Consider the following 21,105-nt stretch of genomic DNA (forward strand, 5'->3'; position numbering starts at 1 on the left):
GTTGCTCGCCGCCGCGCTCGAGCACGTCGTCAAGGGGATCGTCGATCACCCCGACGCCGTGCGCATCGACTCGTCCACGTCGCCTCGCGGTGACGTGCTCGAGGTGCACGTCCACCCCGACGATCGGGGTCGCGTGATCGGGCGCGGCGGCCGCACGGCCAAAGCCCTGCGCACTCTCATCAGCGCACTCGCCGACGGCAGGCGCGTCCGCGTCGACGTCGCGGACGACTGAGGTGGCAGACGACACCGCCGGCGCGGACGCCGACTCCGCGTCGAGGAGCCCCGCTCCGGCACCGTCCGGCAAGACGCAGCTGCGCGTCGGACGCCTGGTCAAAGCGCACGGCCTCAAGGGCGCCATCAAGCTCGAGCTCTACACCGACGACCCCGAGGGCCGGTTCGTGCCCGGGGCCACGTTCACTCTTCAAGTCCCCGTGTCCTCTCCGTGGCACGGCAAGCCGCTCACGGTCCGCGAGTTCCGCTGGATGAACAGCCACCCGGTGGCGTTCTTCGAAGGCGTCGACGACCGCGATGCGGCGGAAGGCCTCATTCGCGCGATCCTGTGGATCGACCAGGACACCGAGACTCCGTCCGCCGAGGACGACGCGTGGTTCGACCACCAGCTCGTCGGCCTGGACGTCGTCCGCGACGGGGCGACCGTCGGACGCGTCATCCGTGTCGACCACATGCCGGCGCAGGATCTCCTGATCGTCCGCACGCCCGGTGACGACGAGGTGCTCGTGCCGTTCGTCAAGGCGATCGTCCCCGAGGTCGACGTCGCCGGCGGCCGTCTCGTGGTCACCCCTCCCGCCGGCCTCTTCGAAGAGCTGCCGGGCGACGACACCCCGGATGGCAACGCCGACGCGCAGGACACCGAGGACTGACCACGCCGCAGGGTGCGGCATCCGCTCACTGTTCTCCCCGTCCCGCCGTGAGCGTGATGTGATCCGGGCGTAACACCCCGTGCCGCCCGGCGGAACATGCCTCCGCGATCATCGGGTGATGAGCACCATCGCACTTCCGGCGGGCCCGCGTTCGAGCGCGCCGACGGCCGGTCTGCGCACGGTGTGCTCGTACTGCGGTGTCGGCTGCGGGATCAGCGTCACGTCCGAGCCCACTGCGACAGGAGACGGCCTCGTCGTGTCGAAGGTCGCCGGAGACAAGGCGCACCCCGCGAACGCCGGGCGGTTGTGCACGAAGGGGGCGACGCACGTCGAGCTGATGCACGCGCCCGGGCGCCTGTCGTCGGCGTACCTGCGCCCTGCGCGCGGCGAGGAGATCGTTCCGGCGCCGCTCGACACCGCCATCGCCGAGGCGGGCCGGCGGCTGCGGGCGATCGTCGATGAGCACGGGCCGGACGCCGTGGCCGTCTACGTCTCGGGTCAGATGTCGATCGAAGCGCAGTACCTCTCGAACAAGCTCGTCAAGGGCTACCTGCGGGGTGTGCACATCGAGTCGAACTCGCGGCTGTGCATGGCCTCGGCAGGGACCGGCTACAAGCAGTCCCTCGGAGCCGACGGTCCGCCCGGATCGTACGAGGATCTCGACCGGGCCGATCTGTTCTTCGTCATCGGGTCCAACATGGCCGACTGCCACCCGATCCTCTTCCTGCGCATGGCCGATCGGCTCAAACAGGGGGCGAAGCTCATCGTGGTCGACCCGCGCCGCACGGCCACCGCTGACCGCGCCGATCTCCACCTCCCGATCGCTCCCGGCACGGACCTGTCCCTCCTCAACGGCCTGCTGCACCTGCTCGTCGCAGACGGGGCGATCGATCGCGAGTTCATCGCCGCGCACACCGAGGGCTGGGAGGCGATGCCGGAGTTCCTCGCCGAGTACGACCCGGCGCGCGTCGCCGAGGTGACCGGGCTCGCCGAGGCCGACATCCGCACCGCGGCCCGCTGGATCGCCGAGGCGGGCGAGTGGATGACGCTGTGGACGATGGGACTCAACCAGTCCACGCAGGGCACGTGGCACACCAACGCGATCTGCAACCTGCACCTCGCCACCGGCGCGATCTGCCGCCCCGGAAGCGGTCCCTTCTCGCTCACCGGGCAGCCCAACGCGATGGGCGGACGGGAGATGGGCTACATGGGGCCCGGACTGCCGGGTCAGCGCGCCGTCTTCAACCCGGCTGATCGCGCCTTCGTCGAGGACGTCTGGGGACTCCCGCCCGGGACCATCCGCGACGAAGCGGGCAGCGGGACCATCGACATGTTCCGGTCGATGGCCGCCGGCCACATCAAGGCGGCCTGGATCATCTGCACGAATCCGGTCGCCTCGGTGGCCAACCGATCGACGGTGATCGAGGGGCTCGAAGCCGCGGAGCTGGTCATCGTGCAGGACGTCTTCACCGAGACCGCCACGAACGCGTACGCCGACATCCTGCTTCCCGCGACCCTGTGGGTGGAGTCGGAGGGTGTCATGGTCAACAGCGACCGCACGATGACCCTCATGCAGCGCGCTGCGGACGCCCCCGGCGATGCGCACCCGGACTGGCTCGTGATCTGCCGGGTTGCCCGGGCCATGGGCTTCGACGAGGGCTTCGACTTCGAGAGCAGCGCCGAGGTGTTCGACGAGATCCGACGGTTCTGGAACCCGCAGACCGGGTGGGACATCCGGGGCGTGGACTACGAACGCCTGCGTCACGGGCCGGTCCAGTGGCCCGCGCCTCCCGGCGACGCCGAGGCCCGGCATCCGATCCGCTACCTGAATGACGGCGTGAGCCAGGCACCGCATCGCGAGGCGGACGGCACCACGCCCCGACTGGCGTTCGCGACGCCGAGCCGCCGGGCGCAGTTCTTCGCGCGACCGCACCTGGGGCCGAGCGAGTTGCCCGACGACGACTATCCATGGATCCTCAACACCGGCAGGCTGCAGCACCAGTGGCACACGATGACGAAGACCGGCAGGGTCGACAAGCTCGTGCGGCTCAACCCGAAGCCGTTCGTCGAGGTGCATCCGCTCGACGCGGAGCGCCTGACCATCTCCGAAGGAGATCAGGTCGAGGTCTCGTCGCGCCGGGGACGCGCGGTGCTGCCGGCGGTCGTCACCGATCGGGTGAGGCCGGGATGCTGTTTCACGCCGTTCCACTGGAACGATGAGCACGGCGAGCACCTCGCCGTCAACGCGGTGACGAGCGACGCGGTGGACGCGGCGTCGCTCCAGCCCGAGTTCAAGTACGCCGCGGTCGCGCTGCGCAGGGTGGGTCCGTCGTCGGAGAGGGTCGCCGCCGAAGCGAGTGGGAACGGGATGCCGCAGCCCGGCGCCGCGCGGGCGGTGCTCGCCGGGACCGGGGTCCAGATCGGGGCCGCCCCGGCGCTGAGTGAGGCCGAGGGGCGGTACGTCTCCGGCTTCCTGGCGGCGCTGGAGGCGGCGCCGGTGGCGCCGGGGCTCGTGCCCGTGCTTCCTCCGGGCGCGCCGCTGCGTGAGGAGTCCCGCGCGTGGTTCGACGGCGTCCTCGCCGGTCTCTTCTCGCGAACGCCGCTCGGACGTCCCGTCGCGCCTGCGACGGGCACCGACGAGGTGACGGTGCTGTGGGGGTCGCAGACCGGGAACGCCGAGGAGGTCGCCTCGACGTGCGCGGCGACGCTCACGGCCCGCGGCATCCCGGCTCGGACGGTCAGCATGGTCGACATGACCCTCACCGACCTGGCAGCGGTGCGGAAGCTCCTCGTCGTCACCTCGACGTTCGGGGACGGCGGACCGCCCGACAACGGGGCCGATCTCTGGGCGGACCTCAACGGCGACGCGGCGCCCGGACTGCCCGAGCTCGACTACGCCGTCTTCGCGATCGGCGACTCGAGCTACGACGACTTCTGCGGCCACGGCCGCGGCATCGATACGCGTCTCGGGGCGCTCGGCGCGACCGCGCTGCTGCCGCGCGTGGACTGCGAGCCCGACTACGCCGAGCCTGCCGCCGTGTGGCTCGAGGAGGTCATCCGCACGCTCACCGCCGGTGAGACGGCATCCGTCACCGCAGTCGACACCGCCCCGCCGCCGACCCGACGTCTCTTCACTCGGGGGAACCCGGTGCTCGCGCCGCTCGTCACGAACCGGCTGCTCAGCGGCGCGGGGTCGGCCAAGGAGGTGCGGCAGCTCGGCTTCGACCTGGCGCGCGCGGGCGTGACGTACGAGGTGGGCGACTCGCTCGGCGTCGTGTGCGCGAACGCACCGGGCATGGTGGCGGAGTGGCTGGAGGTCACCGGGCTGTCGCGGCACTCGGTCGTCGAGGTGGAGGGGCGCGAACGGTTCCTCGAAGACGCCCTCGCCGACCTCGACATCACGCGCATCGGCGCCGACCTGCTCGCATTCGTCGCCGAGCGCAACCCCGACCCCACGCTGGCGACGCTGCTGCGGCGCGAGAACAAAGGACGACTCGAGCAGTACCTGTGGAGCATGCACGCCGTCGACCTGCTCCGCGCGTTCCCGGTGCGGGCCGAGGCGGGGGAATGGATGCCGGTGCTCAAGCGTCTGCAGCCGCGGCAGTACTCGATCTCATCGAGCCCCAAGACGTCGCCCGGCGAAGTGCAGCTCACCGTCTCGGTCGTGCGGTTCGAGACCGAGACCGGGAGGCGGCGCGGCGGGGTCGCGTCCACCTTCCTCGCCGATCAGGCCGACGCGGCGCCGGTGCCCGTCTATCTGCAGAAGTCGCCGCACTTCCGTCCACCGGCTGCCGCGGACGCTCCGATGATCATGATCGGTCCCGGCACCGGGATCGCGCCGTTCCGCGGATTCCTGCACGACCGCCGCGCCGACGGGCACACCGGGCGCAACTGGCTCTTCTTCGGCGAGCAGCACGCCGCGACCGACTTCTACTACCGGGAGGAGCTCGAGTCGATGCGGACCGACGGGTTCCTCACCCGCCTCGACGTCGCCTTCTCGCGCGACCAACGGCAGAAGATCTACGTGCAGGACCGCATGGTCGAGCACGGACTGGAGCTCTGGCGATGGCTGGAGAACGGTGCGCACCTGTACGTGTGCGGCGACGCGAGCCGCATGGCCAAGGACGTCGACGACACGCTCGTCACGATCGCTCGCCGGCACGGCGGCCTGTCGGAGGATACCGCGGTCGAGTACCGCAAGGGGCTCGTGGCCCAGCGGCGCTACGTCCGCGACGTCTACTGAGATCGTCTGACGTCGCCCGCGTGCCCGTGTCAGGAGACACGCCGCGCGGCGGCGTCGGCGCGCAGGCGATGGGGGCGTGTCGCCCGACGACGGCCCCGATTCGTCTCACACGACAAGGCGGGCCGCCCACCAGGGGCGGCCCGCCGTTCCGCGGATCCGTCAGATGCGCTGCCCGGCGAGCGCGCGCCGCGGGATGACGTACACGAGCACGGTGACGACCATGAGCGCGACGTAGGCGGCGACGAAGCCGTAGAAGGCGGCCGAGTAGCCGCCGGTGGCCAGCTGCGACGCGTTGAGCACCTGCGGCACCAGGAAGCCGCCGTAGGCGCCGATGGCGGAGATCAGCCCGAGGGCGGCGGCGGCCTTGCGCTGCACCTGCTCGCCGCCGGGCGTGCCGGGCAGCGCTCCGGTGGCCAGGCCGCGCGCCGCGAAGATGTTCGGGATCATGCGATAGGTCGAGCCGTTGCCCGTGCCGGTGGCGGCGAAGAGCAGCAGGAAGCAGGCGAGGAAGATCCAGAAGCTCTGCAGGGGCAGCGTCCAGATCAGCGACAGCGCACCCAGTGCCATCACCGCGAACGCTCCGACGGTGACGCGTGCACCTCCGAACCGGTCGGCGAGCCGGCCGCCGTAGGGCCGGGCCAGAGATCCGACGAGGGCGCCGAGGAATGCCAGCGACACCGCAGCCTGCCCGACCTGGAACGTCGAGAACTGCGGGAACTGATCGGCGATGAGCTTGGGGAAGACGCTGGCGAAGCCGATGAACGAGCCGAACGTGCCGATGTAGAGCAGCGCCATGAGCCACAGGTGCGGTTCCCGCATCGCGGCGGCGGAGCCGGCGAAGTCCGCCTTCGCCGACGACAGGTTGTCCATGTAGCGCCACGCGCCCCAGATGGCGACGAGGATCAGCGGGATCCACATCCATCCGGCGAGCGCGATGTTGAGGGTGGCGCCGGCGCCGATGGTGACCGCGATCGGAACGGCGAACTGGGCGACCGAGGTGCCGAGGTTGCCGCCTGCGGCGTTGAGGCCGAGCGCCCAGCCCTTCTCCTTCTGCGGGAAGAAGTAGGTGATGTTCGCCATCGAGCTGGCGAAGTTGCCGCCGCCCACGCCGCCGAGCGCGGCGACGAGCAGCAGGACGCCGAACGGGGTGTCGGGCTGCGACACGACGAAGCCCAGCAGCACGGCGGGGATCAGGAGGAGCGCGGCCGAGACGATGGTCCAGTTGCGGCCGCCGAAGACGCCCACCATGAACGTGTAGGGGAAGCGGAGCGTCGCCCCCACGAGGCTCGGGAGCGAGATGAGCCAGAACAGCTGCGAGCTCGACAGGTCGAACCCGGCCGCGGGCAGCATGACGACGACGATCGACCACAGCTGCCAGATGATGAAGCCGAGGAACTCGGCGAAGATCGACCAGCCCAGGTTGCGACGGGCGATCGTCCGGCCGGTCGACTGCCAGAAGCCCGAGTCCTCGGGGTTCCAGCCGTCGATCCAGCGGCCGGGGCGGTGGGTGAGCGAGACCGGCGCGAGGGCCGGGTGCGAAGCTGAGACCTCCGTCGTCGACGGGGTGACGGTCGTGGTCATGACGCCTCCTCAGGTGAAGTGTGCTCTCACCGTAGGAAGGGGGTGTTTCCGTCCTGCGACCGCTCCGGTTACTTCTCCGTCAAGGTTCCGTCACCGCGCCCGGAGGGGTGCGGTTAGGGTCCGGTCACACGTCGGAAACATGAGCGGATGCCTAGACTCGACACCATGCGCGTCGACATCGTCACGATCTTCCCGGCGTTCTTCGACGTGCTCGACGTCTCACTCATCGGCAAGGCCCGGGATCGCGGCATCCTGGACATGCATGTCCACGATCTGCGCGACTGGACCCACGACCGCCACCGCACGGTCGACGACACCCCCTACGGCGGGGGTGCCGGCATGGTCATGAAGCCCGAGCCCTGGGGCGAGGCCCTCGACACCCTGCTCTCCGACGACGCCGTCCTGCTCGTGCCTTCTCCGGCCGGTGAGCAGTTCTCGCAGGCGATGGCCCGCGAACTCGCCGAGGAGAAGCACCTCGTGTTCGCGTGCGGCCGGTACGAGGGGATCGACCAGCGCGTCGTCGATCACTACGCCGAGCGCGGGCGCGTGCGCCTGGTGAGCCTGGGCGACTACGTGCTCAACGGCGGTGAGGTCGCGGCGATGGCCGTCGTGGAGGCGGTCTCGCGGCTGATCCCGGGAGTCGTCGGCAATCCCGACAGCCTCGTCGAGGAGTCGCACGAGGATGGGCTGCTCGAGTACCCGAGCTACACCAAGCCCGCCGTCTGGCGCGGCCACGAGGTGCCGCCGGTGCTGCTCAGCGGCAACCACGGTGCGATCGCCGTGTGGCGGCGCGACCAGAGCCTCGAGCGCACGCGGGCGAACCGGCCGGACCTGCTCGCCTGACCTGGGCGCGTACCGGGCTCAGGCCGATGCCTCGGCCGGGTCGAGGACGTTGAGCCGGTAGCCGCGCTTGACGACGGTCTTGATGAGGTCGGGCACGCCCAGGGCCTCGCGCACCCGGGCGACCGCCATCTCGACGGCGTGGGTGTTCGCGCCTGAGCGGGGCAGAGCGTTCTGCAGTCGCTGACGCGATACGACGCCCCCGCCGGCATCGAAGAGCGAGGCGAGGATGTCGGTCCCGGTCCGCGACAGCGGCACGTGCACGCCGGCAAGCACGGCGCCCGTGCTGCGCAGCTCGAGGCGTCCGGCGGTGGTGGCGAGAGACGTCACATGACCGCCGCCGAAGTGCGTGACGACCGCCCGCACGAGCGAGCCGAGCCGGCCGCGCTCGGCGATGAGGGGCGTGATCCCGACGTCGACGAGTGGCGCGGCGGTGATCGGTCCGACCGCGGCCATCAGCACGCGTCCGCTGCCGGCGAGATCGGCGATGTCGTCGAGCACGCCTTCGCGAGAGGCCGCGGCCAGCCACTCGGCGGCTCCGGGAGCGGACGTGAAGAGCACAGCGTCGATCTCGCCCTGGGCGGTGGCCACCACCGAACGGCTCACGGCCGCGGCGTCCGGTGGCGGACCCCACCGGTAGACGGTGAGGCTCACGACGTCCGCGCCCGCCTGCTCAAAGAGCTCGTCGAGCCCGTCGGCCCCCGAGCCGTGGTGCTGCACCGCGATGCGCCGGCCGGTGACACCCTCGGCGAGGAGGTACTCGCCCAGCTCGACGGAGGTCTCGGACTCGGCGACCCAATCCGCCGTGAGCCCCGCCTGCTGGATGGCGCCGCGGGCCTTGGGACCGCGGGCGACGATCTGCGCACCGGCGAGGGCGGCATGGAGCTCGTCGAGCATCCCCGCTTCGTCGGCGGCCTCCATCCAGCCGCGGAAGCCGACGCCCGTGCTGGCGACGACCATCTCGGGCGGATGCGCGATGAGCTCGCGGGTCGCGGCGATCAGTGCATCGTCGTCGATGTGGGGCACGATCGTCAGCGCGGGAGCGTGGCGGACCGTCGCACCGTGACGCTCCAGCGCGGCTGCGAGCTCGAGCGAGCGTCGATCGACGGCGATCACGATGGTGCAGCCGTCGAGGGCGGCGGAGAGAGCGGGGTGGGGGAGCGCCACGGGTCAGCCGCCCGCTCCGGAGCGCGCGGCGACCAGCTGCGGCACGAGCATACCGGCGCGGGCGACCTCGCCCACCACGATGACCGCGGGGTTGCGCACGCCGATGCGACCCGCGTCGACCACGATCTCGCCGAGCGTGCTGTGCGTGGTGCGCTGGTCGGGGTGGTGACCGCGCTCGACGATCGCGACCGGGCGCGTGCGTGGCACGCCGGCTCGCAGGGCATCGGCGACGAGGCGGGGGAGCGCCCCCACGCCCATGAGGATCACGGTGGTGACGTCGTCGTCCCCGAGGGCGGCAAGGGTCGCGGCGGTCATCTCGGACTGGCCGTTGACGATGTGGACGGCCGACGCGATTCCGCGGTGCGTGACCGGGATGCCGGCGGCCTCGGGCACCGCGACCGCGCTCGTCACCCCCGGCACGACGTCGACGGGGACGCCGGCGGCGACGCAGGCGATCACTTCCTCGCCACCGCGGCCGAAGACGAACGGATCGCCGCCCTTGAGCCGCACGACCCGCTTCCCGGCCCGGGCGCGGTCGACGAGGATCTCGTTGATCTCGTGCTGCGGGACCGCGTGGTGCCCGGGGAGCTTGCCGACGTCGATGAGCTCGGCGTCCGGGCGCAGGTGCGCACGGATCTCGGTCGGGCCGAGGCGATCCATCACGACGACGTCGGCCTGCACGAGCAGGCGCCAGGCACGAACGGTCATGAGGTCGATCGGTCCCGGGCCGCCGCCCACCAGATCCACGCGGCCGGTCATGCCTGCGCCTCCCATCGCACGAGCACATCCCCGTCGCTCACGGCAGCGGGCCAGACGTGCAGGGAAGCGGGTTCCTTCCCCTGCGTGTCGAGACAGGCGCCGGTGCGCAGGTCGAACACCTGCTTGTACATCGGAGAGGCGACGGTCGGGGCATCCTGCCGGGTTCCGACGATGCCGCGCGAGATCACGTTCGCGCGGCTGTACGGGTCGAAGTTCGACACGGCGTGCACCCGCCCGTTGTGCAGCAGGAAGAGCGCGATCTGCGTGCCGCCGAGGAGGGCGGCGCGCCCGCGCTCGACCTCCAGATCGGCGACCGCGCACACACGCACCCACCCTTCGGGGACCGCGGTTGCGGTGGGCTGCGGGTCGACGAGCGTCATCGGCGCACCTCCAGGATCGTTCCGGCGATGAGGACGCCACCGCTCTCGCGCTCGGCCGCGGTGGCCGGCCGGCCCTGACCGCGCTCGGCGGTGTAGGCGAGTGACGGGTCGGGGGTCGTCGGCGCATTGATGAACGACGCGAACCGGCGCAGCTTCGCGGGGTCGTCGAGCGTGGCCTTCCACTCGTCCTCGTACGCGCCGACGTGTACCGCCATGGCCGCGTCGAGGTCGGCGCAGATGCCCAGACTGTCGTCGAAGATGACGGCGCGCAGCCCGTCGATCCCGCCCTCGAGCTCTTCGAACCACGGAGCGGTGCGCTGCAGCCGATCGGCGGTGAAGATGTAGTACATCAGGAACCGGTCGATCGCCGTGAGGAGCTCGGCGTCGCTCAGCCCCTCGGCGAGCAGCACAGCGTGCCGAGGGGTGAATCCTCCGTTGCCGCCCACGTACATGTTCCAGCCGGCTTCGGTCGCGATGACGCCGACGTCCTTCCCTCGCGCCTCGGCGCACTCACGCGCGCAGCCCGAGACGCCGAGCTTGAGCTTGTGCGGCGAGCGCAGGCCGCGGTAGCGCAGCTCGAGCTGCACGGCCATGCCGACCGAGTCCTGCACGCCGTACCGGCACCAGGTCGATCCCACGCATGACTTCACGGTGCGCAGCGACTTGCCGTACGCGTGGCCGGACTCGAAGCCCGCGTCGACGAGCCGCCTCCAGATCTCGGGCAGCTGCTCGAGCCGGGCGCCGAACATGTCGATGCGCTGACCGCCCGTGATCTTCGTGTAGAGGCCGAAATCGCGCGCCACCTCGCCGATGACGACGAGGCCCTCCGGTGTGATCTCGCCGCCGGGGATGCGGGGGACGACCGAGTAGCTGCCGTCTTTCTGAAGGTTGGCCATCACGTGGTCGTTGGTGTCCTGAAGGGCCGCGTTCTCCCCGTCGAGCACGTGCGCGCCGACGAGGGTGGACAGGATGCTCGCGAGCGCGGGCTTGCAGATGTCGCAGCCGCGGCCCGCGCCGAAACGATCGATCACGGCGCTGAAGGTGCGCAGGCCTGACACGCGCACCGCGTCGAAGAGCTGCCGGCGCGACATGTCGAAGTGCTCGCACAGGGCGCTGCTCATGGCCGTGCCGGTCTTCGCGAGCTCGGCGCCGACGATCTTCTTGACCATCGTCACGCACGAGCCGCATGCGGCCCCGGCCTTGGTGCACGCTTTGATCCCGGCGACATCGGTGCAGCCGTCCTCGTGCACGGCGTGGCGGATGGCCCCGGCGGTGACGCTGTTGCACGAGCAGACGAGTGCGGCGTCGGGGAGGTCGCCGGTCGGGGCGGCGACGCCGTCCTCGGGCAGGAGGTAGGCCGCCGGATCGCCGCCGAGAGCTCCGCCGACCAGGGGGCGCAACGAGCCGTATGCCGACGCGTCGCCGACGAGGATGCCGCCGAGGAGCGTCTTGGCGTCGTCCGAGAGCACCAGCTTCTTGTAGACGCCGGCGACGGGGTCGGCATAGACGACGTCGAGCGCGCCGGGGGTCTCGCCGAACGCATCGCCGAAGCTGGCGACATCCACGCCGGAGAGCTTGAGCTTGGTCGACAGGTCGTAGCCGGGGAAGGATGCATCGCCGCCGAGCAGCCGGGTGGCGGCGACCTCCGCCATCGCATAGCCGGGGGCCACCAGCCCCACGCAGGCGCCGTCGAAGTTGGCGACCTCGCCGATTGCGAGGATGCCCGGATCGGAGGTCGCGCATCCGGCGTCGATGAACACGCCGCCGCGCGGATGCACGGCCAGGTCGGCGCCCCGTGCGAGCTCGTCGCGAGGACGGACACCGACCGTGAAGACGACGACATCGGTGCGCTCGTAGCTGCCGTCACGGAACTCGAGCCCGGTCACCTGCCCGGTGCGGTCGGGGTCGAGCCTCGTGGTGCTCGTGCCGGTCAGGACGCGGATGCCGCGAGACTCGATGATGCGGCGGAGGGCGTCCCCGCCGGGGAGATCGAGCTGCGCCGACATGAGCCTGTCGGAGGACTGCACGACCGTGCAGGCCACATCCACCCCCTGCAGCGCCCCGGCCGCCTCCAGGCCGAGCAGACCGCCGCCGATCACCGTCCCGGTGAGGGGGCGCCCGAGTTCCGCCGAGCGCTTCCCGACGAATGCGCGCAGGCGCTCGACGTCGTCGAGCGTGCGGTAGACGAAGCATCCTTCGAGTCCGAAGCCGTCGACGGCCAGTCGCGCGGCGTATGAGCCGGTGGCAAGGACGAGCCGGTCATAGGCGACGCTGAGGCCGCTCCTGGTGGTCACCCGTCGTGCCGTGCGGTCGATGCGCGCAACCGGATCCCCGCCCACGAAGCGCACCCGCTTGTCGTCGAGCACGGCACGATCGAGGGTCAGGTCGTCGGGGGTCGCGCCGCCGAAGAAGCCGGTGAGACCGACGCGGTCGTAGGGGTGTCGTCCCTCTTCGCCGAACAGCGTGATGCGCCACGACTCGTCGCCGCGGCTGAGCAGGCTCTCGACGAACCGGTGCGCCACCATGCCGGCGCCCACCACGACGACGTGCGTGACAGCCGATGCGGTGGAGCTCATTCCGTCACGGTACGCGTGCGATGTTGCAGGCGAGTCAGCGTCGTGTTTCCGGCTCTTGACGGTGGGGCGCGCGTCTTCCGGTGCGGTGCGGGGGGCTTCCTCGGTCATGGCGTCTCCTGCTCGACGGAACGGCTGTCGGTGCCCGCCACGCTAGGAGCGCAGTGTTTCGCCGTGCGGCGGGCGCCGGTTACCTCCGGCGAACGTTTCCCTCACACCGCCGTCGCGCCGGAAGTGAGAACCGCGCCGGCTTACCTCACCGCGCGCGTCCACGCCAGGCCGGACTTCCGGTGGTCGTGCTCGATATCGTGAAGACCCGCCGACATGGAGGTCCAATGCACACCTGGCCAGGCTCCGCCTACCCGCTCGGAGCGACGTTCGATGGCAACGGCACCAACTTCGCTCTGTTCAGCGAGGGTGCCGAGCGCGTCGAACTCTGCCTGTTCGACGACGCCGGCACCGAGACGCGCGTCGAGCTGCGCGACGTCGACGCATTCGTCCACCACGGCTACCTTCCCGCGGTCCAGCCCGGGCAGCGCTACGGCTATCGCGTGCACGGCCCGCACGACCCCGCCTCGGGCAAGCGGTTCAATCCCCACAAGCTGGTGCTCGACCCCTACGCCAAAGCAGTGGAAGGACAGGTCACCTGGGGGCAGCCGGTATTCGGCTACGACTTCGACGACCCCGACTCGCGCAACGACGAGGACTCGGCGTCGCACCAGATGATGGGCGTCGTCGTGAACCCGTACTTCGACTGGAGCGGCGACCGCCAGCCGAAGACGCCGTACTCGGAGTCGTTCGTGTACGAGGCGCACGTGCGTGGACTCACCGAGCTGCATCCCGCCGTGCCCGAGGAGATCCGCGGCACGTACAGCGCCATCGCCCATCCCGCGATCATCGAGCACCTGCAGAAGCTGGGCGTGACGGCGATCGAGCTCATGCCCGTCCACCAGTTCGTCAACGACTCGGTGCTCGAGGAGAACGGCCTGTCCAACTACTGGGGCTACAACACCATCGCCTTCTTCGCCCCGCAGAACACGTACGCCTCCAGCGGTCAGCGCGGTCAGCAGGTGCAGGAGTTCAAGGGGATGGTGAAAGCCCTGCACGCCGCGGGGATCGAGGTGATCCTCGACGTCGTCTACAACCACACCGCCGAAGGCAACCACCTGGGACCCACCCTCTCCATGCGAGGGATCGACAACGAGGCCTACTACCGGCTCGAAGACGACGACAAGCGCTTCTACACCGACTACACCGGCACCGGGAACAGCCTGAACGTCGGCAACCCGCACACCCTGCAGCTCATCATGGACTCGCTGCGGTACTGGGTGCTCGAGATGCATGTCGACGGGTTCCGGTTCGACCTCGCCTCGACGCTCGCGCGCGAGTTCTATGAGGTCGACCGGCTGGCGACGTTCTTCGAGCTCGTGCAGCAGGATCCGGTGGTATCGCAGGTGAAGCTCATCGCCGAGCCGTGGGATGTCGGGCCGGGCGGGTACCAGGTCGGGAACTTCCCTCCGCAGTGGACGGAGTGGAACGGGAAGTACCGCGACACGGTGCGTGACTTCTGGCGCGGTGAGCCGGCGACGCTCGGCGAGTTCGCCTCACGGCTCACCGGGTCGGCCGACCTCTACGAGCACTCCGGTCGCCGGCCCGTGGCATCCATCAACTTCGTCACCGCCCACGACGGGTTCACCCTTCGCGATCTGGTCTCGTACAACGACAAGCACAACGAGGCCAACGGCGAGGACAACCGCGACGGGGCCGACGACAACCGCTCATGGAACGGGGGAGTGGAGGGCCCGACAGACGATCCCGCGGTGCTCACGCTCCGCGCTCGCCAGCAGCGCAACTTCATCGCGACGCTGATGCTGTCGCAGGGGGTGCCCATGCTGCTCCATGGCGACGAGCTCGGCCGCACCCAGCGCGGCAACAACAACGGCTACGCGCAGGACAACGAGATCACGTGGGTCGACTGGTCCGCCGTCGACCAGCCGCTCGTCGAGTTCACGGCGGCTCTCGCACGGCTGAGGCGCGAGCACCCGACGTTCCGCCGGCGCCGGTTCTTCAACGGGCGGCCGGTGCGGCGCGAAGAGGGCGCGCCGATCCCCGACATCGTGTGGCTCCGGCCCGACGGCACGCAGATGCAGCCCGAGGACTGGGGTTCCGGCTTCGGTCGCGCCGTCGGGGTGTTCCTCAACGGCGACGGGATCCGCGAACGTGACCGGCGGGGCGAGCCCATATCGGACCACCACTTCATGGTGCTGTTCAACGCGGGCGACGACGTCGTGGACTTCGTCGTGCCCGACGTGGAGTTCAGCCCGAAGTGGGACGTCGTGGTCGACACGGCCGGCGAGCACGCCGACACCGAGCCCCTCGAGCCGGGCGCCGGACTGCCGGTGCACGGCCGGTCGCTCATGGTGCTGCGCGAGCACGAGGTGCCCGAGCCGGCGATCGGTCATACGGTCGCGGCATCCCTCGCCGTCACATCCGTCGCCGGACCGGACGAGGTGCCGGGCGCGGCGCCGCGGGCCGAGCTGGGCGGGTGAACCGGACGTGCCCGCGAAGGTGCCGGTCTCGACGTATCGACTGCAGATCAGGCCGTCGTTCACCCTCGACGACGCGGCGGCGCTGGCCGACTACCTCGTGGACCTCGGGGTCGGCTGGGTCTACCTCTCACCCATCCTGACCTCCTCGGAGGGGTCCGACCACGGCTACGACGTGGTCGATCCGACGACGGTCGACTCCGCACGCGGCGGAGCGGACGGGCTCGCCCGGGCGAGCGCCGCCTTCCACGCGGCGGGCCTGGGCGTTCTCGTCGACATCGTGCCGAACCACGTCGGCGTCGCCCGCCCCGCGGAGAACGCGTGGTGGTGGGACGTGCTCACGCACGGCCGAGCATCCGCATGGGCGAGCACGTTCGACATCGACTGGGACTTCGGCGGCGGGAAGGTGCGCCCTCCCGTGCTGGGAGAGACGATGACGGACGCCGCTGCGTCCGGTGCTCTGCGGGTCGAGGACGGGGAACTGCGGTATCACGAGCACCGCTTCCCCCTGGCGCCCGGATCCTGGTCCGACGGCGACGACGTCGCGACGGTCCTCTCTCGTCAGCACTACGAGCTGATGGACTGGCGCCGGGAGGCGGACGACCTGAACTACCGGCGCTTCTTCGCCGTCTCGAGCCTCGCCGCCGTCCGTGTGGAGGACGCCGAGGTGTTCGACCGCACCCACGTGGAGGTCGCCCGCTGGTTCAGCGAGGGGCTCGTCGACGGGCTGAGGGTGGACCATCCCGACGGTCTGCGCGACCCGGTCGGCTACTTCGAGCGGCTGGACCGCGTCACGGAGAGCGCATACGTCGTCGCCGAGAAGATCCTCGAGCGGGGCGAGGCACTGCCGCAGTTCTTCGCCGCGGACGGGACGACGGGCTACGACGCCCTCGCGGAGATCGACCGGGTGCTCGTCGACCCCTCGGGTGAGGAGCGCCTCGACGCCCTCGACGCGGCGCTGCGCACCGCGACGGGCCTGCCCGCCGCAGAGCCCTGGCCGGAGCTCATCGCGGGAACCAAGCGTGCGGTGGCCGACGGCATCCTGCACTCCGAGGTCCGGCGCCTCGCTCGCGATCTCGGAACCACCGACGACCCGGCGACGGAGGACGCCCTCGCCGAACTGCTGGCGTGGTTCCCGGTATACCGCTCGTACCTGCCGGCCGGGCGCGAGCACCTCGACCACGCGCACCGCGCCGCTCGGGCCGCGCGTCCCGAACTCGCCGGCGTGCTCGACCGTCTCGTGCCTCTGCTCGCCGATCCGCGGCACCCCGCCGCCCAGCGGTTCTCGCAGACGAGCGGCATGGTGATGGCGAAGGGCGTCGAGGACACCGCGTTCTACCGGTCGACGCGTCTGGGCACGCTGACGGAGGTCGGCGCCGACCCGTCGCAGTTCGCGCTGTCCGTGGACGCCTTTCATGCTGCGCAGGCGCGTCGTCATGCGTCGTGGCCGAGCAGCATGACGACGCTGTCGACCCACGACACGAAGCGTGGCGAGGATGTACGGGCCCGGCTGGCTGTGCTCGCGGAGATCCCCGAGCGCTGGGCGGAGGTGCTCGAAGAGCTGCGGGATGCCGCGTCCACCGGGCACGGTCCCCTCGACGCCCTGCTCTGGCAGGCCGTCGTCGGTGCGTGGCCCGCGTCGCGTGAGCGACTGCGCGCGTACGCGGAGAAGGCCGCACGAGAGGCGGGGGAGGCGACGTCGTGGCTCGCCCCCGATGGCGCGTTCGAGGCGCGCGTGGGCGGCCTGATCGACGCGGTCTTCGACGACGCCGACGTGGCTGCGCGCGTGGAGTCCTTCGTCGCCGAGATCGAGCCGGCGGGGTGGTCGAACGCACTGTCGGCGAAGCTGCTCCAGCTCGCCGGCCCGGGCGTGCCCGACGTGTACCAGGGGAGCGAGCTGTGGGAGCAGAGCCTCGTCGATCCCGACAACCGGCGGCCGGTCGACTTCGCCGAGCGCCGGCGACTGCTCGCCGACCTCGACGCCGGCCTCCAGCCGCCGGTGGACCGGTCCGGCGCCGCGAAGCTGCTCGTGACCTCTCGCACCCTGCGCCTGCGTCGGGACCGACCCGAGCTGTTCACCCGGTACACGCCCGCGACCGTCGTCGGACCCGCCGCCGACCACGTCGTCGCGGTCGATCGCGGCGGCGCCCTCTCTGTCGCGACGCGCCTTCCCGTCGCGCTCGCGCGCCGGGGCGCGGCATCCGGATCGCCGTGGCACGACACCGTGCTGCTGCGCCACGCCGGCCCCACGACCGACGTCTTCACGGGCCGCACCTACCGGGGCGGGGCGATCCCGGTGGCGGAGCTCCTCGCCGTGTACCCGGTGGCGCTGCTCACGGCGGGCTCGTCATGACCCCCTCGGTGTGGGCGCCGCGCGCGGAACACGTCGCACTCCGCGTGCCCGCGCGGGGCGCCGACGTGGGGATGCGGCGCGGAGACGACGGATGGTGGCACGCGCCACTGTCGCTCGACCACGGCGAGGAGTACGGCTTCGTCCTGGGCGACTCCGATTCCGCCCGGCCCGATCCACGCTCGCGATGGCAGCCGCGCGGCGTCCACGAGCTGAGTGCGGCATTCGATCCCTCTCGCCACCTGTGGCAGGACACCGGCTGGAGGGGACGGCAGCTGGCCGGCGGGGTCGTCTACGAGCTCCACGTGGGCACCTTCACGAAGGAGGGGACGCTGGATGCCGCGGCCCGGCGCCTCGATCACCTCGTCGACCTCGGCGTGGACTTCGTGGAGCTGCTTCCGGTCAATGCCTTCAACGGCGTGCACAACTGGGGATACGACGGGGTGCTCTGGTACGCGGTGCACGAGCCCTACGGCGGACCGTCCGCGTACCAGCGCTTCGTCGAGGCGTGCCATCGCGCAGGGCTCGGCGTGATCCAGGACGTCGTCTACAACCACCTCGGACCGAGCGGCAATTACCTGCCCGAGTTCGGCCCGTACCTGCGTGACGCCGAGGCGACCGCCTGGGGCTCATCGGTCGACCTCGACGAGGCCGAGGTGCGGCGTTATGTCGTCGAGAACGCCCTCATGTGGCTGCGCGACTTCCGCGTGGACGGGCTGCGCCTCGACGCCGTCCACGCGCTCCACGACCGCTCCGCGACGCACATCCTGCAGGAGCTCGCCGAGTCCGTCGACGCGCTGAGCGCGCACGTGGGCAGGCCGCTGACGCTGATCGCGGAGAGCGATCTGAACGACGCCCGACTCGTCACCGCCCGTGAGGCCGACGGGTTCGGACTCACCGCCCAGTGGAGCGACGACTACCACCATGCGCTCCATGTCGCGCTCACCGGAGAGACGACCGGGTACTACACCGACTTCGCCCCGCTGTCGGCGCTCGTCAAAGCCTCGACGCAGGGGTTCTTCCACGACGGGACCTTCTCGTCGTTCCGCGGGCGCCCGCACGGCAGCCCGATCGATCCGCGTCTTCCGACCTGGCGGCTCGTGACGTTCGCACAGGACCACGACCAGATCGGCAACCGCGCCGCCGGGGACCGCCTCTCTCAGTCCCTCGACCCGGGCGGCCTCGCGATCGCCGCGGTGCTCACGGTGCTCGCGCCGTTCACGCCGATGCTCTTCATGGGGGAGGAGTGGGCCGCGACGACGCCGTGGCAGTTCTTCACGTCGCATCCCGAGAAGGAACTGGGCGAGGCCACGGGCCGCGGCCGAAAGGCCGAGTTCGCCCGGATGGGCTGGGACGAGTCCGCCGTGCCCGACCCGCAGGATCCGGCGACGTTCGAGCGCTCCATTCTTCGCTGGGAGGAGCGGGATGCTGCGCCCCACTCCGGCATGCTGGCGCTGTACCGCGAGCTCCTCGCGCTGCGCCGGAGGGTCGCCGACTTCACCGACCCCGACTTCCGCTCGCTGAGCGCGGACGCCGACGAGGAGCGGCGCTGGTTTCGGCTGCGGCGCGCGTCGTCGGAGATCGTCGTGAACTTCGGGCCGGCGGAGGTCGTCCTTCCGATCGATGCGTCGGCTCGCATCGCGCTCGCCACCGACGGCGCGACAGCGGCGACCGGCGGGCGCCTGCGCCTGCCGGCACGATCGGCGGCGGTGCTCGTGCCTCCCGGCGACTGAGCGCGCAGCGGTCAGGCGACGCCGAGCCAGGACCGGTCGGTGAGCACGATCGGACCGTCCTCGGTGATCGCGATGGTGTGCTCGGAGTGCGCCCCGCGGGAGCCGTCGACCGAGCGGAGCGTCCATCCGTCGGGGTCGGTCACCAGCCGGTCGGTCGTCTGAAGGAACCACGGCTCGAGCGCGACGACGAGTCCCGCGCGCAGCGGATAGCCACGGCCGGGCTTGCCGTCGTTGGGCACGTGGGGGTCGCCGTGCATGATGCGTCCGACGCCGTGGCCGCCGAAGTCGGTGTTGATCGAGTAGCCGTCGGCGTGGGCGACGGCCGCGATCGCGGCGGAGATGTCGCCGATGCGGTGGTCGACCGTCGCGGCCCGGATCGCGGCATCCAATGCCCGCTCGGTCGTGTCGATCAGGGCGAGGTCCTCATCACGCGGCGTGCCCACCACGAACGACACCGCCGAGTCGGCGACCCAGCCGTCGACGGACACCGCGAAATCGAGCGACACCAGGTCGCCGTCGCGCAGCACGTAGTCGAAGGGGAGCCCGTGCAGGACGGCGTCGTTCACCGAGGTGCAGATCACCTTGCCGAACGGGCTCGCGCCGAACGACGGGTGGTAGTCGATGTAGCACGACTCGGCCCCCGCGCGCCGGATCATGTCGTGCGCGCGGCGATCGATCGAGAGCAGGTTCGTGCCGACCTTCGTCTCGTCGCGCAGCGTCGCCAGCGTCTCGGCGACGAATCGCCCTGCCGGCCTCATCGCCTCGATCTCGGCGGGTGTGCGCAGCTCGATCATCGGTGCTCCCTTTCGTCCGCATCCATTCTGTCTGACGCGGACGCACGGGGCTGGGAGGATGCTCCGCACCTCGACGACCGCGTGCCACGCCGCGCTCGACCGGCGTACCATTCACAGCATGTGGCTGCGACGCGGTTTCTTCGGCTGGCTCATCCCCGCCGCCTTCGTCCTGCCCCTGTGGCTGTTCGTCGGCTGGCTCATCGCCGGAGCCGGCGGCTGGGCCTTCCTGTGGATGATCTTCGCGATTCCCGGCGTCTTCCTCTGGCAGCTCCTCATCTCCCTGCTCGTGCGCGCCCGGGGCACGGTCCGCGCGCATCGGGCGGTGTCGTGGTGGGACGTGCTCGGCCTCACCGTGTGGCACCTGATGGTCATCTCGCTCGGGTTCTACAACCAGGCGTGGTGGACGCCGCTCATGGTCCTCACGGTCCTGGTCGGAGTCGCGCTCTTCTGGCTCTCGTTGTGGCAGCTGTGGAGCGAGGCGAAGCCGTCTCGGATGGTCCTGCGCACGACGGAGGGCATGGCGTACATCCCGCCGGCGGCGGAGCGCGCCGAGGCATCCGTCCAGGACATCATCATCGTCACCGAGAAGCAGCGGCCGCCGGCGCCCTGACCCGTTTTGGCGGGGCGTGGCATCCATGGCAGAATGGCTGTTTGTGCCCTGACCAGGTTCTGCCTCAGGGGAATCCGCCGTTCGGCTCTCAGCCGGTGGCCTCGGGCACACGACATCCTTTCCAACACTTCCCGCGGTCGACCTGTGGCGGCCGCAGAGAGAAACGATCATGCAGATCCTCGACGCCGTCGACGCGGCCTCGCTCCGCTCCGACATCCCCGCCTTCGCTCCCGGTGACACCGTCAAGGTGCACGTCAACATCACCGAGGGCAACCGCTCGCGCATCCAGGTCTTCCAGGGCGTCGTCATCGGCCGCTCGGGCGATGGGGTCCGCGAGACCTTCACGGTCCGCAAGATCAGCTTCCAGGTCGGTGTCGAGCGCACGTTCCCCGTCCACAGCCCCGTGATCGACCACATCGAGGTCGTCACCCGCGGTGACGTCCGCCGCGCGAAGCTCTACTACCTGCGCAACCTCCGTGGCAAGAAGGCCAAGATCAAGGAGAAGCGCGAGAACTGAGTTCTCCGTCACGAAGCCCCGGACCTGCGGTCCGGGGCTTCGTCGTCTCACGAGGAAGTCTGCTCGGCTGGAAACGTCCCCCGAAGCGTGGACCCCGGCATGTCGTGACCTGCGGAATGTGGGAACCTTGA

The 21,105-nt window shown here is 70.7% G+C and carries 15 protein-coding genes; 9 read left to right on the top strand and 6 right to left on the bottom strand.

Going from position 1 to position 21,105, the window contains the following annotated elements; translation table 11 throughout:
• The first annotated feature begins 1 nt into the window (after position 1).
• The 3 genes from ACFC1W_RS15670 (at position 2) to ACFC1W_RS15680 (ending at position 5,124) form a co-directional block, all read left to right on the top strand.
• The gene (locus tag ACFC1W_RS15670) at positions 2-232 is read left to right on the top strand and encodes an RNA-binding protein (RefSeq protein WP_055965452.1); all 231 of its coding nucleotides are present in this window, start codon (positions 2-4) and stop codon (positions 230-232) included.
• Between the two features lies 1 nt (position 233).
• Entirely contained in the window at positions 234-881 is a 648-nt protein-coding gene (rimM, locus tag ACFC1W_RS15675; RefSeq protein ID WP_375994461.1) for a ribosome maturation factor RimM, read from the top strand.
• A 118-nt stretch (positions 882-999) separates the two neighbouring features.
• A complete protein-coding gene (locus ACFC1W_RS15680) occupies positions 1,000-5,124 on the top strand; it encodes a molybdopterin-dependent oxidoreductase (protein ID WP_375994464.1) in 4,125 nt (1,374 codons plus the stop codon).
• Between the two features lie 159 nt (positions 5,125-5,283).
• On the opposite strand, the gene ACFC1W_RS15685 is transcribed toward ACFC1W_RS15680, so the two are convergent.
• Positions 5,284-6,705, bottom strand: a complete 1,422-nt coding sequence (locus ACFC1W_RS15685; RefSeq protein ID WP_375994466.1) for an MFS transporter — start codon at positions 6,703-6,705, stop codon at positions 5,284-5,286.
• A gap of 165 nt (positions 6,706-6,870) precedes the next feature.
• On the opposite strand from ACFC1W_RS15685, the gene trmD reads away from it, so the two are divergent.
• Positions 6,871-7,548, top strand: coding sequence for a tRNA (guanosine(37)-N1)-methyltransferase TrmD (gene trmD / locus ACFC1W_RS15690; RefSeq protein ID WP_375994583.1), 678 nt, complete (start codon positions 6,871-6,873; stop codon positions 7,546-7,548).
• Between the two features lie 18 nt (positions 7,549-7,566).
• Here trmD and ACFC1W_RS15695 read toward each other — a convergent pair whose 3' ends face one another.
• From ACFC1W_RS15695 to nirB, 4 genes are read right to left on the bottom strand one after another with little or no spacing between them, the layout of a single operon-like run.
• The gene (locus ACFC1W_RS15695; RefSeq protein ID WP_375994468.1) at positions 7,567-8,712 is read right to left on the bottom strand and encodes a uroporphyrinogen-III synthase; all 1,146 of its coding nucleotides are present in this window, start codon (positions 8,710-8,712) and stop codon (positions 7,567-7,569) included.
• Between the two features lie 3 nt (positions 8,713-8,715).
• Entirely contained in the window at positions 8,716-9,471 is a 756-nt protein-coding gene (cobA, locus tag ACFC1W_RS15700; RefSeq protein WP_375994470.1) for a uroporphyrinogen-III C-methyltransferase, read from the bottom strand.
• Complete coding sequence (gene nirD / locus ACFC1W_RS15705; protein ID WP_375994473.1) at positions 9,468-9,851, bottom strand: nitrite reductase small subunit NirD; 384 nt, start codon at positions 9,849-9,851, stop codon at positions 9,468-9,470. Before nirD ends, cobA begins: the two co-directional genes overlap by 4 nt.
• Positions 9,848-12,427, bottom strand: coding sequence for a nitrite reductase large subunit NirB (nirB, locus tag ACFC1W_RS15710; RefSeq protein WP_375994474.1), 2,580 nt, complete (start codon positions 12,425-12,427; stop codon positions 9,848-9,850). The genes nirD and nirB overlap by 4 nt, the downstream gene beginning before the upstream one ends.
• A 332-nt stretch (positions 12,428-12,759) precedes the next feature.
• On the opposite strand from nirB, the gene glgX reads away from it, so the two are divergent.
• The 3 genes from glgX to treZ are packed head-to-tail and all read left to right on the top strand — an operon-like array spanning position 12,760 to position 19,053.
• Positions 12,760-14,973: a glycogen debranching protein GlgX gene (gene glgX / locus ACFC1W_RS15715; RefSeq protein ID WP_375994476.1), complete on the top strand. Its 2,214-nt coding sequence runs from the start codon at positions 12,760-12,762 to the stop codon at positions 14,971-14,973.
• A gap of 7 nt (positions 14,974-14,980) precedes the next feature.
• Positions 14,981-17,323 (top strand): malto-oligosyltrehalose synthase, encoded by a 2,343-nt coding sequence (gene treY, locus ACFC1W_RS15720; protein WP_375994478.1) that lies wholly within the window; start codon positions 14,981-14,983, stop codon positions 17,321-17,323.
• The gene (gene treZ, locus ACFC1W_RS15725; protein WP_375994480.1) at positions 17,320-19,053 is read left to right on the top strand and encodes a malto-oligosyltrehalose trehalohydrolase; all 1,734 of its coding nucleotides are present in this window, start codon (positions 17,320-17,322) and stop codon (positions 19,051-19,053) included. The genes treY and treZ overlap by 4 nt, the downstream gene beginning before the upstream one ends.
• An 11-nt stretch (positions 19,054-19,064) precedes the next feature.
• Here the strand turns inward: treZ and map are convergent, their stop codons facing one another.
• Positions 19,065-19,847, bottom strand: a complete 783-nt coding sequence (gene map, locus ACFC1W_RS15730; protein WP_191766811.1) for a type I methionyl aminopeptidase — start codon at positions 19,845-19,847, stop codon at positions 19,065-19,067.
• 118 nt (positions 19,848-19,965) lie between these two features.
• Here map and ACFC1W_RS15735 point away from each other — a divergent pair, with 118 nt between their 5' ends.
• Together ACFC1W_RS15735 and rplS are read left to right on the top strand one after the other, a co-directional pair.
• A complete protein-coding gene (locus tag ACFC1W_RS15735; protein WP_375994484.1) occupies positions 19,966-20,457 on the top strand; it encodes an MFS transporter permease in 492 nt (163 codons plus the stop codon).
• 169 nt (positions 20,458-20,626) lie between these two features.
• Entirely contained in the window at positions 20,627-20,974 is a 348-nt protein-coding gene (gene rplS / locus ACFC1W_RS15740) for a 50S ribosomal protein L19 (protein ID WP_109210763.1), read from the top strand.
• The last annotated feature ends 131 nt before the right edge of the window (positions 20,975-21,105 follow it).

It is taken from the genome of Microbacterium sp. NPDC056003 (genome assembly GCF_042274785.1).
Taxonomy (GTDB): Bacteria; Actinomycetota; Actinomycetes; order Actinomycetales; family Microbacteriaceae; genus Microbacterium.